At 72.6% G+C, this 14,261-nt stretch carries 16 protein-coding genes; 6 read left to right on the top strand and 10 right to left on the bottom strand.

Going from position 1 to position 14,261, the window contains the following annotated elements; translation table 11 throughout:
* The first annotated feature begins 8 nt into the window (after window positions 1-8).
* From AB0D85_RS07570 to AB0D85_RS07560, 3 genes are all read left to right on the top strand, one after another.
* Entirely contained in the window at window positions 9-803 is a 795-nt protein-coding gene (locus tag AB0D85_RS07570; RefSeq protein ID WP_362315017.1) for an SURF1 family protein, read from the top strand.
* A gap of 77 nt (window positions 804-880) precedes the next feature.
* Complete coding sequence (locus AB0D85_RS07565; RefSeq protein ID WP_362315015.1) at window positions 881-2,665, top strand: glycoside hydrolase family 15 protein; 1,785 nt, start codon at window positions 881-883, stop codon at window positions 2,663-2,665.
* A 5-nt stretch (window positions 2,666-2,670) separates the two neighbouring features.
* A complete protein-coding gene (locus AB0D85_RS07560; RefSeq protein WP_362315013.1) occupies window positions 2,671-3,426 on the top strand; it encodes an SDR family oxidoreductase in 756 nt (251 codons plus the stop codon).
* Window positions 3,427-3,488: 62 nt separating this feature from the next.
* On the opposite strand, the gene amaP is transcribed toward AB0D85_RS07560, so the two are convergent.
* From amaP to AB0D85_RS07535, 5 genes are read right to left on the bottom strand one after another with little or no spacing between them, the layout of a single operon-like run.
* Window positions 3,489-4,067, bottom strand: coding sequence for an alkaline shock response membrane anchor protein AmaP (gene amaP / locus AB0D85_RS07555; protein ID WP_362315011.1), 579 nt, complete (start codon window positions 4,065-4,067; stop codon window positions 3,489-3,491).
* 4 nt (window positions 4,068-4,071) lie between these two features.
* Window positions 4,072-4,677, bottom strand: a complete 606-nt coding sequence (locus AB0D85_RS07550; protein WP_362315008.1) for a DUF6286 domain-containing protein — start codon at window positions 4,675-4,677, stop codon at window positions 4,072-4,074.
* Window positions 4,677-5,036, bottom strand: a complete 360-nt coding sequence (locus AB0D85_RS07545) for a hypothetical protein (protein WP_362315006.1) — start codon at window positions 5,034-5,036, stop codon at window positions 4,677-4,679. Before AB0D85_RS07545 ends, AB0D85_RS07550 begins: the two co-directional genes overlap by 1 nt.
* Window positions 5,033-5,227, bottom strand: a complete 195-nt coding sequence (locus AB0D85_RS07540; protein WP_362315004.1) for a hypothetical protein — start codon at window positions 5,225-5,227, stop codon at window positions 5,033-5,035. Before AB0D85_RS07540 ends, AB0D85_RS07545 begins: the two co-directional genes overlap by 4 nt.
* 51 nt (window positions 5,228-5,278) lie before the next feature.
* Window positions 5,279-5,743, bottom strand: coding sequence for an Asp23/Gls24 family envelope stress response protein (locus AB0D85_RS07535; RefSeq protein WP_362315001.1), 465 nt, complete (start codon window positions 5,741-5,743; stop codon window positions 5,279-5,281).
* Between the two features lie 87 nt (window positions 5,744-5,830).
* Here AB0D85_RS07535 and AB0D85_RS07530 point away from each other — a divergent pair, with 87 nt between their 5' ends.
* Window positions 5,831-6,526: a nucleopolyhedrovirus P10 family protein gene (locus AB0D85_RS07530; RefSeq protein ID WP_362314998.1), complete on the top strand. Its 696-nt coding sequence runs from the start codon at window positions 5,831-5,833 to the stop codon at window positions 6,524-6,526.
* A gap of 29 nt (window positions 6,527-6,555) precedes the next feature.
* On the opposite strand, the gene AB0D85_RS07525 is transcribed toward AB0D85_RS07530, so the two are convergent.
* The 4 genes from AB0D85_RS07525 to AB0D85_RS07510 form a co-directional block, all read right to left on the bottom strand.
* Window positions 6,556-7,359, bottom strand: coding sequence for an enoyl-CoA hydratase/isomerase family protein (locus tag AB0D85_RS07525; RefSeq protein WP_362314995.1), 804 nt, complete (start codon window positions 7,357-7,359; stop codon window positions 6,556-6,558).
* A gap of 128 nt (window positions 7,360-7,487) precedes the next feature.
* Window positions 7,488-7,706 (bottom strand): helix-turn-helix domain-containing protein, encoded by a 219-nt coding sequence (locus AB0D85_RS07520; protein WP_046727957.1) that lies wholly within the window; start codon window positions 7,704-7,706, stop codon window positions 7,488-7,490.
* 361 nt (window positions 7,707-8,067) lie between these two features.
* Window positions 8,068-9,666, bottom strand: a complete 1,599-nt coding sequence (locus tag AB0D85_RS07515) for an ABC-F family ATP-binding cassette domain-containing protein (protein ID WP_362314991.1) — start codon at window positions 9,664-9,666, stop codon at window positions 8,068-8,070.
* Between the two features lie 92 nt (window positions 9,667-9,758).
* Entirely contained in the window at window positions 9,759-10,235 is a 477-nt protein-coding gene (locus AB0D85_RS07510; RefSeq protein WP_362314989.1) for a hypothetical protein, read from the bottom strand.
* Between the two features lie 1,098 nt (window positions 10,236-11,333).
* On the opposite strand from AB0D85_RS07510, the gene AB0D85_RS07505 reads away from it, so the two are divergent.
* Window positions 11,334-12,224, top strand: coding sequence for a neutral zinc metallopeptidase (locus AB0D85_RS07505; RefSeq protein WP_362314987.1), 891 nt, complete (start codon window positions 11,334-11,336; stop codon window positions 12,222-12,224).
* 105 nt (window positions 12,225-12,329) lie between these two features.
* Entirely contained in the window at window positions 12,330-12,743 is a 414-nt protein-coding gene (locus AB0D85_RS07500) for a VOC family protein (protein ID WP_362314984.1), read from the top strand.
* 40 nt (window positions 12,744-12,783) lie between these two features.
* Here AB0D85_RS07500 and AB0D85_RS07495 read toward each other — a convergent pair whose 3' ends face one another.
* The gene (locus tag AB0D85_RS07495; RefSeq protein ID WP_362314982.1) at window positions 12,784-14,163 is read right to left on the bottom strand and encodes a hypothetical protein; all 1,380 of its coding nucleotides are present in this window, start codon (window positions 14,161-14,163) and stop codon (window positions 12,784-12,786) included.
* Between the last annotated feature and the right edge of the window lie 98 nt (window positions 14,164-14,261).

Raw genomic sequence — 14,261 nt, 5'->3', positions numbered from 1 at the left:
GTCGTGGGGTGTACCGCTTCCTGTTGACCCGGCAGTGGGTGATCCTCACCCTGATCTCGCTGCTTCTCATCCCCACGATGATCCGGCTGGGGTTCTGGCAGAAACACCGGTACGAGGAGCGCAGCGCCCGCAACCAGCTGGTGGCCGAGGCGCTGAACGCCAAGCCCGTGCCCGTGGAGCAGGTGACCGAGCCGGGGCACGCGGTGACCCGCAAGGAGCGGTACCACACCGTCAGCGCGACCGGCACCTTCGACACCGCCGACGAGGTCGTCGTGCGCCGTCGTACCAACGCCGACGACGAGGTCGGCTACCACGTCCTCACCCCCTTCGTCCTGGCGGACGGCGAGGTGCTGCTGGTCAACCGGGGCTGGATCCCGGCGGACGGCCCGAGCCAGACCGCCTTCCCGAAGATCCCGGCCCCGCCGGCCGGAAAGGTCACCATCCAGGGCCGGCTGATGCCCGACGAGACCACCGCGGCGAGCGGCATCAAGGACATCAAGGGCCTGCCCGACCGGCAGATCATGCTGATCAACAGTGCGGAGCAGGCGCGCCGGCTCGGCAAGCAGGTGCTCGGCGGCTACATCGAGCAGACCGCGCCGCAGCCCAAGGGCGACACGCCGGAGCAGATCTCCGACCCGGGCAAGGAAGACGCCCCGCTGAACTACGCGTACATGATCCAGTGGTGGCTGTTCGCCGCGGGCGTCCCCTACGGCTTCTTCGTCCTGGTCCGCCGCGAGGCACGCACGCGTGCGGAGACGGCGGAGAAGGAGACGGCCGAGGAGTCGGAACCGGCCACCGTCTGACACGCCGTCCGCCGGGGGTGTCACTCCCCCGGCCCACCCCCTGATTGGCCCACCGGTCCACCGGGAAACCGGACCCCGTGGACCGACGCATCGAGGACTACGCCCTCATCGGCGACGAACAGACCGCGGCCCTGGTCGGCCGGGACGGCTCCATCGACTGGCTGTGCCTGCCCCGGTTCGACTCGGCCGCCTCCTTCGCCAGACTCCTGGGCGACGAGAACAACGGCCACTGGAGGATCGCCCCCAGGGACGCCACCACCTGTACCCGGCGCGGCTACCGGCCCGACACCCTGGTCCTGGACACCGAATGGGAGACCGCCGAGGGCACGGTCCGGGTCACCGACCTGATGCCCCAGCGCGACCGCTCCCCCGACGTCGTACGCATCGTCGAAGGCGTCAGCGGCCGGGTCACCGTGCACAGCACGCTCCGGCTCCGGTTCGACTACGGCTCGGTCATCCCCTGGATGCGCCGCTCCGGCGGGCACCGGGTCGCCGTCGCCGGGCCGGACTCGGTGTGGCTGCGCAGCGAACCGTCCGTACGGACCTGGGGCGAGGACTTCGGCACCCACTCGGAGTTCACCGTCGCGGAGGGCGAGCGGGTCGCGTTCGTGCTCACCTGGCACCCCTCGCACGAGCCGCGGCCGCCGCTCGTGGACCCGTACGAGGCACTGCGCACCAGCGTCACCGACTGGCGGCGCTGGACCGCCCGCTGCACCTACCAGGGCCCCTACCGGGACGCGGTCGTACGCTCCCTGATCACCCTCAAGGCGCTCACCTACCGGCCGACCGGCGGCATCGTCGCCGCCGCCACCAGCTCGCTGCCCGAGGAGCTGGGCGGGGTGCGCAACTGGGACTACCGCTTCTGCTGGCTGCGCGACTCCACCCTCACTCTCGGCGCCCTGCTGTCCGCCGGCTACCACAAGGAGGCCGAGGCCTGGCGGAACTGGCTGGTCCGCGCGGTCGCCGGCGACCCCGCCGACCTGCAGATCATGTACGGCCTCGCGGGCGAGCGCCGGCTGCCCGAGTTCGAGCTGGACTGGCTGCCCGGCTTCGAGGACTCCAAGCCCGTACGCGTCGGCAACGGCGCCGTCGACCAGCTCCAGCTCGACGTGTACGGCGAGGTGATGGACTCGCTGTCGCTGTCCCGTACCGCCGGTCTGTCCACCAAGCCGCACATGTGGGCCATCCAGTGCGCGCTGATGAAGTTCCTGGAGAAGATCTGGCGGCAGCCGGACGAGGGCCTGTGGGAGGTGCGCGGCGGCCGCCGCAACTTCGTCCACTCCAAGGTGCTGGTGTGGGTGGCCGCCGACCGCGCGGTGAAGACACTGGAGGACTACCCGGAACTCAGCGGCGAACTGGAGACCTGGCGCGCCATGCGCGACGAGGTGCACCGGGAGGTGTGCGAGAAGGGGTTCGACCCGAAGCGCAACACCTTCACGCAGTACTACGGGTCGCGCGAACTCGACGCCGCGCTGCTGCTGATCCCGCGCTTCGGCTTCCTGCCGCCGGACGACCCCCGGGTGATCGGCACGGTGGACGCGATCCGCGACGACCTCGGCCACGGCGGTTTCGTGCGCCGCTACGACACGGACGCGGTCGGCGTCGACGGGATGCCGGGCGGCGAGGGCGCGTTCCTGGCCTGCTCGTTCTGGCTCGCCGACGCGCTGCACATGACCGGCCGAACCGACGAGGCGAAGGAACTGTTCGCACGGCTGGTGGGACTCGCCAACGACGTGGGGCTGCTCTCCGAGGAGTACGACCCGGGGCTCGGGCGCCAGCTGGGCAACTTCCCGCAGGCGTTCAGTCACATCGGGCTGGTGAACACCGCCCTCACACTGTTCGGAGGCGAGCAGGCAGGATAGGGACCATGGATCTTGGACTGAAGGACCGGGTGTACGTCGTCACCGGAGCGACCCGCGGGCTGGGCAACGCGGCCGCGCGCGAGCTGGTCGCCGACGGGGCGAAGGTGGTTCTGACCGGCAGGGACGAGAAGGGGGCCGCCGCCGCGGCGGCCGAGCTGGGGCCGAACGCGGTCGGAGTGGGCGTGGACAATGCCGATCCGTCGGCGCCGGAGCGGCTGATCGCGGCCGCGCGCGAGCATTTCGGGCGGTTCGACGGGATTCTCGTGAGTGTGGGTGGGCCGCCGGCCGGGTTCGTCGCCGACAACACGGACGAGCAGTGGCAGACGGCGTTCGAGTCGGTGTTCCTGGGGGCCGTACGGCTCGCCCGCGCGGCCGCGGCCGAGTTGGAGGACGGGGGTGTCATCGGCTTCGTGCTGTCCGCGTCGGTGCACGAGCCGCTTCCCGGGCTGACGATCTCCAACGGACTGCGTCCGGGGCTGGCCGGGTTCGCCAAGTCGCTGGCGGACGAGCTGGGGCCGCGCGGGATTCGGGTCGTGGGGTTGCTGCCGTCCCGGATCGATACGGATCGGGTGCGGGAGCTGGACGCGTTGTCCGCCGACCCGGAGGCCACGCGGGTCGCGAACGAGTCGCGGATTCCGATGCGGCGGTACGGGGCTCCGGAGGAGTTCGGGCGGGTGGCGGCGTTTCTGCTGTCGCCGGCGGCGTCCTATCTGACGGGGATCATGGTGCCTGTCGACGGGGGGATGCGGCACGGGTTCTGACGGTCGTTCTGTGGGTGCGGGCCGGTGGGGGTTGATCGCGCGGTTTCCCGTGGGCGGCGACTTCAGGTGACCCTCTCCGCACGGTGTTTGACCGAGGTCAGTCGGACTTCCGCCGGGAGCTTCTTCAAGGCCGCCGACTCGCGGGCGTGGGCCAGAGCGTGATCCGTCAGGTCGTTCAGAGCCTCGCCCGGTGACACGTCCGGATCCAGCCGGAGCCACACCCGTACCTCCGGTGCGGTCCGGCTGCCCCTCAGGACCGCCTGGGCGTGGGCCACGCCCTCCTGGTGGGCCGCGTCCGTCGCCAGGACCGTCTCCAGGGCCCTGCCGCGCAGCAGCGCGCCCTCGCCGTCTCCCGTGTCCACCAGGACCTCGGTGAGGCGGTGCCGGCGCAGTTGCGCGGTCAGCCACCAGAGGGAGAGCAGGACCAGCACGGCCAGTGCCGCCAGGACCGTCGGCCACCACCAGCCCGCGTCGCGCCAGTGGGTGCGCTCGGCCGTCGAGAGCAGGACGTCGTGACGGCCGTTGTGGATCCACCAGGACGGCGGCGGGGCGCCGAGGCCGACGGCCAGGACCGCGCCGCCGAGAGCGAGGAGCAGGAGGCCCACGAGGCCGACCAGTACGCGATTGGCCGTGCTGAGCATGACGTCACACCTTCTTGCCGGGTCGCAGCACATGCAGGGACAGCCTGGGCGGACGCGCGAGGCCCAGGCTGCGGATCGCGTCGTTCAGGGTCGCCTCCAGGTCGGCCCTGACCTCGTCGAGTTCGCGGAAGTGGGAGATGGCGAGGACATGGGCGCGGGAGCGGTGCAGTCGTACCCGTACCCGGCGTACGCCCGAGATCTCCATGGCCCGGTCGCGCAGCACCATCGCGGCCGCGTCGCGGCGCAGCCCGGCTCGGACGTCGGGGTGGGTGCGGCGCATGGGCAGGATGTCCCGGCGGCCGGGCGTCACGGCCAGGGTCAGCAGCCACAGGCCGAGGGCGACGGCGACGCCGGCCCCGACCAGGACCCAGGTGCTGTCGAGAGGCTGCCGGGCGAGTTGGCGGGCCAGTTCACGGCGCCAGTGCATCGCGGGGTGGTGGGCCGGTACGGCCGCGATGTCGTACAGGAAGGCGCCCGCGACGACCAGGGTGAGCAGTGCGACCAGGGCCGCGGGGGTGCGGCGCGGGGACCAGAAGCGGGCCTCACGGGTGTGCGGTGGCACGTCCGTCGGCGGCGGCTTCTCGATGACCGGTGTCTGCTCGGTGCTCATCACGCCCTCCCCTGGGTCTGGGCCGGGTGGAGCCGTTCGACGTGGACGGCGACCTCCGGGACCTCCATGTCCACCAACGCGCCTACCCGCTCGACCACATGCCGACGCACGGCCGCGCACCGGGCGCCGATGTCGGACGGGTAGTCCAGTTCGAGGTGGACACGCACGCGTGCCGAGTCGTGGTGGACCACGACCGTGGCGTGCGGGGGCACGGCGTCCTTCGGGAGGGTGCCGAGCGCCTCGCGGGCCGCCTGCGCGGCGATCTTCGCCACGACCCGGTCCGCGATCCGGATGGCGCCCCGCTCCCCGGGCGCCACGACCGTCGGACTCCCGTGTGTCCCACTGCTCACGGAGGTCATCGCCGCCGGTCACGCCGGTCGTCGCGGCCGCGGAAGAAGTCGCCGAGTTCGAGGTCCCCCTCCGCGAACCGGCCGACGACGAACCCGATCGCCCCCAGCGCCGCCACCAGCAGAAAGGCGCCGAACCCGCCGAAGTACCCGGCGAAGCCCAGCGCCATGCCGGCGATCATGCCGACCACGGCCATGCCCATGGTGCGCTCCCCTCAAGCCGTCACTGATCGAGCCGTCACTGATCGAGCCCGTCACTGAAGCCGGGACTCCGGCTCTTCTTCCTCTTCCTCGGGCAGCTTCACATCACTCACCGCGATGTTGACCTCGACCACCTCGAGCCCGGTCATGCGCTCCACGGCGGCGATCACGTTCTCCCGCACCGCGCGGGCCACATCGGAGATCGACACGCCGTAGTCCACGACGATCTCTAGGTCCAGCGCGGTCTGCACCTCGCCGACCTCGGCCTTCACGCCCCGGCTCACGGACTTGGAGCCGCCCGGCACCCGGTCGCGCACGACGCCGAAGGTGCGGGCGAGCCCGCTGCCCATGGCGTGCACGCCGACCACGTCCCGGGCCGCCAGCCCGGCGATCTTCTCCACGACACCGTCGGCGATCGTGGTACGGCCCCGGGTGGCCGGATCGCCACCGCCACGCTTGGTCGTCTTGCGGGTGATCGCCGTGGGGTCCTTCTCGGCCTCGGCCGCGGTCTCGCTCATCGCCGTGCATCCCTTCCGGTCGTCGTCCTGCGACCACGGTAAGTGCGGATGCCCTGTCATGCCCCGGTGATGCGGCAGGCTGGAGGAATGACGGCGGACCGATGGGCAGACGCGGTACGGCACCCCCTGGGCTTCGGCAGGCTGCTTCCGCTGGGCGGGCCGAGCGACGGGGCATGGCTCGCGGAGGCGGCGGCCGACGCGGTCCTACGACGGGCGGCGGCCGAGGTGACGGGGGTGCGGCTGGGGGCGGTGCGGCTCGCGCCGGCGGATCCGGAGGACGTACGGGAGCCCGTCGTACCGCCGCCGCCCGGTGCCGTACCGCCGGGTCCGCTGCGCCTGTCGGCGGACTTCGCGGCGACGGCCGCCGAGCCGCTGCCGACGACGGCGGCCGGACTGCGCCGGGCGCTGGCGGCGGCCACGACGCGGCTCGGGCTGGCGGTGACCGAGATCGACCTCCGGGTGACCGACCTGCTGGAAGCGGACACGGCGGAGGCAGCGACGGTACGTCCGCCCCGGCCGCCGTCGGTCCGGGAGAGCGCCGATCCGGACGGGGCACGGGTGACGGCGGCGGTGCTGGCGGTGCCGGGAGTGGACCGGGTGACGGGCGCGCTGAGCCGTGAGATCCACTTCGACGCGGCACTGCCACGTCGGCACGTACGGGTGGAGGTGGCGGTGACCGACGGCCCGCGGGCGGTCGAGGTCGCCCGCGGGGTTCGTACGGCTGTCGGTGAGGCGTTGGACGATCAGCCGACGGTCACCGTAGTGGTGACGGCCGTGGGGTGACCACATACAGCCCGCGCCTCTGAGGGGCGCTACTCGCCCACCCCTGCCAGATCCCGCAGCCTCCGAGCCTGAGCCTGCCGCTCGGCAGCCCGCTGTTCGTCATACGTACGATCGCTCGCGCCCCGGAGCAGCGCCTTGGTCTCCACCACCGCGTCCCGCGGCGCGGCAAGCAGCGCCCCGGCCAGGTCCCGTGCCGCAGCGTCGAGTTCAGCCGCCGGCACCGACACGCTCGCAAGGCCGGAAGCCACCGCCTCTTCGGCCAGGACGTAGCGTCCGGTCGCGCAGATCTCCAGCGCGCGGGCGTAGCCCACCAGGGAGACCAGTGGATGCGTGCCGGTCAGGTCCGGCACCAGGCCCAGGCTGGTCTCGCGCATGGCGAACTGCACGTCGTCCGCGACCACGCGCAGGTCGCAGGCGAGGGCGAGCTGGAAGCCGGCCCCGATGGCGTGGCCCTGGACGGCGGCGATCGACACGATGTCGTTGCGCCGCCACCAGGTGAACGCCTCCTGGTATTCGGCGATGCTCGCATCGAGTTCGGCGTCGTCGCGACGCGCGAGCTCGATGAAGGTCGGCTCGCCCGGGATCCCTTCCGGCGTGAACATCTGCCGGTCGAGGCCCGCGGAGAAGGACTGGCCTTCACCGCGCAGCAGAACGACCCGGACCGACCCCGGCAGTGACCGCCCGGCCTCGGCCAACGCCCGCCACAGTGCGGGGCTCTGGGCGTTGCGCTTGGCCGGGTTGGTCAGCGTCACCGTGGCGAGCGCGTCGTCGACGGTGAGCCGTACGCCGTCCTTGTCGAGTGCAGGAGCGAGGTCCTGGTCGGGCGAAGCCATGGGACGCCTCCGATGTGTGCGGTCATCACGCATTGCCGTACGGCATGCTAAGTGACTGCACAGTAACCACCCGGCCGCTCAGCCGAACGACCGGGTGGCCACCATCGAAGCCGATGGGCCGCCCGGGGTCAGGACGCGGCTTTCTTGCCCCGCGTCGCCCCGCCACGCCCACGCAGCGTGACACCCGACTCGCTGAGCATCCGGTGGACGAAGCCATACGAGCGGCCGGTTTCCTCGGCCAGTGCCCGAATGCTCGCACCGGAGTCGTACTTCTTCTTCAGGTCTGCCGCGAGCTTGTCGCGCGCGGCGCCGGTCACCCGGCTGCCCTTCTTCAGAGTCTCGGCCACCCGTGCCTCCTCATGGGAAGTGCGCTCTGGTCCCCTCATGATCACCCCTCCGGGGCCCGATGGCCACCCATTCGGCAAGGTCCGTGAGACATCGTTGTGACGACAGGAGCGCATCCCCACATGTGGAATCTGTGATTCCGGTGAGGCCTGTCCATCAGGTCGAACGAGCTCTTCCGTGAAGTGCCAGGTCAGACATGGAAAGCGGCCGACCCCTTGTCGACAAAGGGATCGGCCGCGAAATCGATGTAGGACACACCTCGATACGAGGAGATCTCACACAGATGATGGATCACCGATAGGCCGAATGATCCATAGCCAGTGGATCAGGCATTCGATCAAACGACGGCGACGGGATCGGTGCTCAGGCGAGGGCGACGAGGTCCGCGTAGTCGGCGCCCCACAGGTCCTCGACGCCGTCGGGCAGCAGGATGATCCGCTCGGGCTGGAGCGCCTCGACGGCGCCCTCGTCGTGGGTGACGAGGACGACCGCGCCCTTGTAGGTGCGCAGGGCGCCGAGGATCTCCTCGCGGCTGGCGGGGTCGAGGTTGTTGGTCGGCTCGTCGAGGAGCAGGACGTTCGCCGAGGAGACGACCAGGGTGGCGAGGGCCAGGCGGGTCTTCTCGCCGCCGGAGAGGACCCCGGCGGGCTTGTCGACGTCGTCGCCGGAGAACAGGAACGAGCCCAGCACCTTGCGGACCTCGACGAGGTCCATGTCGGGGGCGGCCGAGCGCATGTTCTCCAGGACCGTGCGGTCCGGGTCCAGGGTCTCGTGCTCCTGCGCGTAGTAGCCGAGCTTGAGGCCGTGGCCCTCGATCACCTCGCCGGTGTCGGGCTGCTCGACGCCGCCGAGCAACCGCAGCAGGGTGGTCTTGCCGGCACCGTTGAGCCCGAGGATGACCACCCTCGACCCCTTGTCGATGGCCAGGTCGACGTCGGTGAAGATCTCCAGCGAGCCGTACGACTTCGACAGGCCCTCGGCGGTCAGCGGGGTCTTGCCGCAGGGCGAGGGTTCCGGGAAGCGGAGCTTGGCGACCTTGTCGGAGACACGGACGGCGTCCAGGCCGGCCAGCAGCTTGTCGGCGCGGCGGGCCATGTTCTGCGCGGCGACCGTCTTGGTGGCCTTGGCGCGCATCTTGTCGGCCTGGGAGTGCAGCGCGGCGGCCTTCTTCTCGGCGTTGGCGCGCTCGCGCTTGCGGCGCTTCTCGTCGGCCTCGCGCTGCTGCTGGTAGAGCTTCCAGCCCATGTTGTAGACGTCGATCTGGGAACGGTTGGCGTCCAGGTAGAACACCTTGTTGACGACCGTCTCGACCAGATCGGCATCGTGGGAGATCACGATGAAGCCGCCGCGGTAGGTCTTCAGGTAGTCGCGCAGCCAGACGATCGAGTCCGCGTCGAGGTGGTTGGTCGGCTCGTCGAGGAGGAGCGTGTCCGCGTCGGAGAACAGGATCCGCGCCAGCTCGATACGGCGGCGCTGACCGCCGGAGAGCGTGTGCAGGGGCTGGCCGAGCACCCGGTCGGGCAGGCTGAGCGCGGCGGCGATGGTGGCGGCCTCGGCCTCGGCGGAGTACCCGCCCTTGGTGAGGAACTCGGTCTCCTGGCGCTCGTACTGCCTGAGCGCCTTCTCGCGGGTGGCGCCCTGGCCGTTGGCGATGCGCTGCTCGTTCTCCCGCATCTTGCGGATCAGTACGTCGAGGCCGCGCGCCGAGAGGATGCGGTCACGGGCGATGACGTCCAGGTCGCCGGTGCGGGGGTCCTGCGGGAGGTAGCCGACCTCGCCGGAGCGGGTGACGGCGCCCGCGGCGGGGACGCCCTCGCCGGCCAGGACCTTGGTGAGCGTGGTCTTGCCGGCGCCGTTGCGGCCCACCAGGCCGATGCGGTCGCCCTTGGCGACGCGGAACGTGGCGCTCTCGATGAGGATGCGGGCACCGGCGCGCAGCTCGATACCGGAGGCGGAGATCACGGACAGACTCCAGGGCGTACGGGGTTTGACGGGTGGGCGGCTGAGGACGTTCCCGCCGTCTAATGCGCGAGGAGAATGGCCATGGGCCAAGTCTAACGGGGCGATGCAAGCGCTTTTTCTGTGTGCGGGTGTTCGAGGCGCCCCGTGCCGGGGCGGTCGTTGCCCAGGGGTGTGCGGTGCGGGGCGATCCCGCCCAGGTCGTCCACGGCGACGAGCTGCGCGGTCCAGGCGCCGTGCGCGCAGGGCTGGGCGACCAGCAGGGCCACGCCGTGACGTACGGCACGCTCGGGGCGGAACGCGCAGCCCGCGCGGGCGGGCAGCACCCAGCGCAGGTCGCCGTCGGCGGTGCGGTAGGCGGTGATGCGGGCGGGGGTGACGACGGCGAGGATGCCGCGGCCGAGGGGACGCAGGACGCCGGTGGCGCCCTGCCTTCGGAGCCAGCCGGTGGCCGCGGGCAGGGCACGGTGCCAGCGCACGGAGCGGCCGTCGGTGTCGGTGACGAGCCCGTCGTCCCAGACGGTGATCGCGTGCCCGCGCGCGGCCAGCACGTCAAGCGGGCGACGGCCCACGCGCGCGTACCGCCACCGCAGGGTCCGCCCGTCGTACGCCTCGACGACGTCCCCACGCGCGCGTGCCGTGTGCGCGGGCGGGCCGGGGGTGAGGTGGTCGCCGTAGGGGGCGGGGCGGATGTGATGCGCGACACCGAGAAGGGCGGCGACCAGGAGGAGGACCAGGGTGACGGGAAGGCTGCCTCGGGTGGGGCGCCGCTGCCCGCGGGAGACCGGCCGGAAGCCACTGCGGGGCGGCGGCGAAGGCGGAGCCGGATCGGCGGTGGCACCGGGACGGCCGGCGACGGGAGACCGTGCCGGGAACGCCCCGACTCGACGGCGGTGGGCCGCGGGAGGCCGCTCTGGGCGGGAGGCTCCGGACCGGTCGGCTGCGGAAGGCAGCCCGGTGCGAGAGGCACCGGAGCGGTCGGCTGCGGAAGGCGGCCCCGCACGGGAGACCCCGGACCGGTCGGCTGCGGAAGGCGGCCCCGTACGGGAGACCCCGGAGCGCTCGGCGGCGGGAGGGGGCCCTGTGCGAGAGGCACCGGAGCGGTCGACTCCGGAAGGCGACCCTGTACGGGAGACCCCGGACCGGTCGGCTACGGAAGGCGGCCCCGCACGGGAGACCCCGGACCGGTCGACCGCAGCAGGCAGCCCCGCACGGGAGACCCCGGAGCGCTCGGCGGCGGGAGGGGGCCCTGTGCGAGAGGTGCCGGAGCGGTCGGCGGCAAGAGGAGGCCCTGTGCGAGGGACGCCGGAGCGGTCGGCCGTGGGAAACGGCCTCGGGGTGCAAGAGGCGTCGGCTGTGGGAGGCGGCTCCGGGGCGCCGGAGCGGTCGGCTGGGGGCGGTGGCCCCGGGGCGGTCTCCGGGTTCGGCAGCCGTGTCCTCCCCTGCGGCAGAACGGCCACCGCTCCCCCCTCCGGCGCCCGGCCGGGCGCCCGTGTCCCATCGGCCAGGCGCAGAGCGTAGTCACGCCCGCGGCGCACGGGCGGGCGTGACGCGGGGGCGGGGCGGGACGTCGCCCGATCGGGCGGCGGTCGGGCCACCGGCGCGAACCGGCGGCGCGGATGCCGCAAGGTGGATGCGGGGGGGACGGTGCGAGCAGAGGGCGGTGCCCCATGCAGTTCGACGACGACGCGAACCTGGACACCTCCGAGGTCCAGGATGTCCGGGGCAGCCGTGTCCCCGGCGGCAGGACGACCGTCGGCGGCGGTCTGGCCGGCCTGATCGCACTGCTCCTCGCCCTGTTCTTCGGGGTCGGCCCCGAGCAGCTGGGCCTCTCCTCCGGTGACAGCTCGCCCGCGCCCGCGTCCTCCTCCCTGGCACAGGTGCAGCAGAGCTGTCGTACCGGACAGGACGCGAACACCAGGCAGGACTGCCGGACCGTGGCGGTGGTCAACAGCGTGCAGGACTTCTGGACGCAGGAGTTCCGGCGGCGCCGGGGCACCTACACGAACGCCCCCACCGTCTTCTTCACCGGGCGGGTCGGCACCGCGTGCGGAACGGCGACCTCGGCGGTGGGGCCGTTCTACTGCCCGGGCGACCGGAAGGTCTATCTGGACCTCGGCTTCTTCGACGAGCTGCGGTCCGAGTTCGGGGCGAGCGGCGGGCCGTTCGCCCAGGCCTATGTCGTGGCCCACGAGTACGGGCACCATGTGCAGGACCTGACGGGTACGTTGAGCAGGTCGCGGGACAACCTGACCGGCGTCGACAGCAACGCGGTGAAGGTGGAGCTCCAGGCCGACTGCTTCGCCGGGGTGTGGGCGCGGCACGCCACGACCACGAAGGACGAGTCGACCGGCCGGCCGCTGATCACCAGTCTGACGAACGCGGACATCAGGGACGGCCTGAACGCCGCGGCGGCCGTGGGCGACGACCGGATCCAGGAGCGGTTCCAGGGGCGGGTGACGCCGGAGACCTGGACGCACGGGTCGGCGCAGCAGCGGCAGCAGTGGTTCTACCAGGGGTACCGGACCGGGGACATGGGGCGGTGCGACACCTTCCGGTGAGCGGCTCCCGTCGGTTCCCGGGGCGTTGTCAGTGGCGGGTGCAAAACTGTGCAGCAGGCCGGAAAGACGGCTTTCGGGGGACCGGCACACGAGGGAGTGATCGGGATGGCAGGCATGACCGGCGGACGTCCGAGCATCTATCCGTCACTGCTGTACGCGGACGCGAAGGCGGCGATCAAACAGCTGACGGAGGCCTTCGGCTTCACCGAGCTGTCGGTGTACGAGGACGAGGACGGCATGGTGCTCCACGCCGAGCTGGCGCAGGGCAACGGCGCGATCATGCTGGGCTCCACGGGACGCGGCGGCCGCTTCGACGCGGCGATGGAGGGCGCGGGCCCGACCGGGGTGTACATCGTCGTGGACGACGTCGACGCACACCACCAGCGAGCCGTGGACCACGGCGCCGAGATCCTGATGCCCCCGACGGACCAGGACTACGGCTCGCGGGACTACATGGCCCGGGACGTCGAGGGCAACGTCTGGAGCTTCGGCACCTACGCCCCGGAGATAGCCACCTGATCCGGCGCCCCCGGCTCGGCCCGGCCCGGCACCCCGGCGGCTATCCGCCGGTGTGCACCTGGAAGGCGGCCCGGCGGACGGCCTTGGCCAGCGCCGGGTCCGGGTGGGCGGCGGCGAGGGCGACCAGGACCTGCACGGTGCGCGGGTGACCGACGGCGCGCACCTCGTCGAGCAGCGCGGGGACGGTGGGCTGCAGCGCCGACTCCAGGTGGCGGACGAGCATCGGAGCCTCGCCGTGGTCGGCGACGGCGGCCGCGGTGTCCACCCAGAGCCAGGTGGCCTCCTCCCGGGTGAGCACCTCGTGGGCGTCCTCCGGGTCGACCCCGTCGTGCTCGGCCAGCCACAGCAGGGCGTACGGCCTGAGGGTGGGTTCCTCGACGACCGCGCGGACGTCCGGTTCGGCGGGGGCGCCGACGACCCGCAGCGCCTCGAAGGCGAGGCCGCGCAGCAGGGCGTCCTCGCCGCGGGCGGCGTCGACGAGTTCGCCGACGGCGCTGCCGACGGGGCGGGCGGCGAGCCAGGCGCGGTACTCGGCGCGGGCCGCGTTGGGGCGGAGCTGGGCGCAGCCGCGCAGCATCTCCTCGGCGGCGACCTCGATGTTCCCGGCGGGGCTCTGCGCGGCCACGCAGATCTGCTCCAGCTTGACCCAGACCGCCCAGCTGCCCAGCGGGGTGAGGGTGGCCTGGCCGTCGCCGCAGGTCAGCGCGCCGACGGAGGCGAGGGCGTGCAGGGACCAGTCGAGCAGGGGGGCGAGTTCGGCGTCCTCGGCGGGGGCGGGGTCCTCGGCCGGTGCGCGGTCCGCCGGGTCGGCGTCGGCGGAGCGCACGGCGGCCACGGGACCGGACCCGGTCACCGTCTCGTAGGGCACCTCGCAGCGCTCGGTGCGCAGTTCGGTGACCCGCTGCCGCAGCAGGTCCAGGAGCTGCTCGACCGGGACGGGACCGGCGGACAGCTGGAGGAAGGAGAGCACCTGGGGCATGGCCGAGACGACCTCGGCGACGGCCGCGGCCTCGACATCCGTGGGCTCCGGATGGGCGAGCGACCAGGCGTCGAAGAGGGCGACCCAGCCGCGCAGCACGGCGCTGTCGTCGCGGTCCCAGGCGCGCAGCCGCCAGCCGGGGCGCGCGCTGTCACCGTGCACCTCGACCAGGCCGGCGAGCCGGGCGGTGTCCCAGTCGGCGCGCACCTGAGCCACGGTCAGGCCCAGATCGTCTGCCGCGCGTTCGGCGGTCGCCTCGGAGAGGGTGGCCTTGCCGTCGGCGGTGGCGCCGTCGCTGCCGGGTCCGAGGGCGGCGTCCGCCCAGTGGGCGACGCGGGCCGCTCCGGCCAGGCCCGAGCGTGCCATTCTGGCCAGTTCGGCGGGGGCCGGGGTGCCCTCGGGCGGGCGGGGTGCGGGGCGGCGCGCGGGCCGCTGGTTCATCGCTCGGGGGGCGGCGGCCAGGGGTCGCGTTCGGACGAGTCGAAGCCTTGAGTCGCGCGGGATACGGGACGTCACGGGTGCAGTCTTCCGGTTGACGG

It is taken from the genome of Streptomyces sp. NPDC048277, from assembly GCF_040652235.1.
GTDB lineage: Bacteria > Actinomycetota > Actinomycetes > Streptomycetales > Streptomycetaceae > Streptomyces.
This window is presented reverse-complemented; position numbering and strand designations above follow the sequence as displayed.

Coding starts and splice junctions, on each gene's coding strand:
- AB0D85_RS07560 (WP_362315013.1), top strand. CDS start 2,671: ATGGATCTTGGACTGAAGGACCGGGTGTACGTCGTCACCGGAGCGACC.
- amaP (WP_362315011.1), bottom strand. CDS start 4,067: ATGCTCAGCACGGCCAATCGCGTACTGGTCGGCCTCGTGGGCCTCCTG.
- AB0D85_RS07550 (WP_362315008.1), bottom strand. CDS start 4,677: ATGAGCACCGAGCAGACACCGGTCATCGAGAAGCCGCCGCCGACGGAC.
- AB0D85_RS07545 (WP_362315006.1), bottom strand. CDS start 5,036: ATGACCTCCGTGAGCAGTGGGACACACGGGAGTCCGACGGTCGTGGCG.
- AB0D85_RS07540 (WP_362315004.1), bottom strand. CDS start 5,227: ATGGGCATGGCCGTGGTCGGCATGATCGCCGGCATGGCGCTGGGCTTC.
- AB0D85_RS07535 (WP_362315001.1), bottom strand. CDS start 5,743: ATGAGCGAGACCGCGGCCGAGGCCGAGAAGGACCCCACGGCGATCACC.
- AB0D85_RS07530 (WP_362314998.1), top strand. CDS start 5,831: ATGACGGCGGACCGATGGGCAGACGCGGTACGGCACCCCCTGGGCTTC.
- AB0D85_RS07525 (WP_362314995.1), bottom strand. CDS start 7,359: ATGGCTTCGCCCGACCAGGACCTCGCTCCTGCACTCGACAAGGACGGC.
- AB0D85_RS07505 (WP_362314987.1), top strand. CDS start 11,334: ATGCAGTTCGACGACGACGCGAACCTGGACACCTCCGAGGTCCAGGAT.
- AB0D85_RS07500 (WP_362314984.1), top strand. CDS start 12,330: ATGGCAGGCATGACCGGCGGACGTCCGAGCATCTATCCGTCACTGCTG.
- AB0D85_RS07495 (WP_362314982.1), bottom strand. CDS start 14,163: ATGAACCAGCGGCCCGCGCGCCGCCCCGCACCCCGCCCGCCCGAGGGC.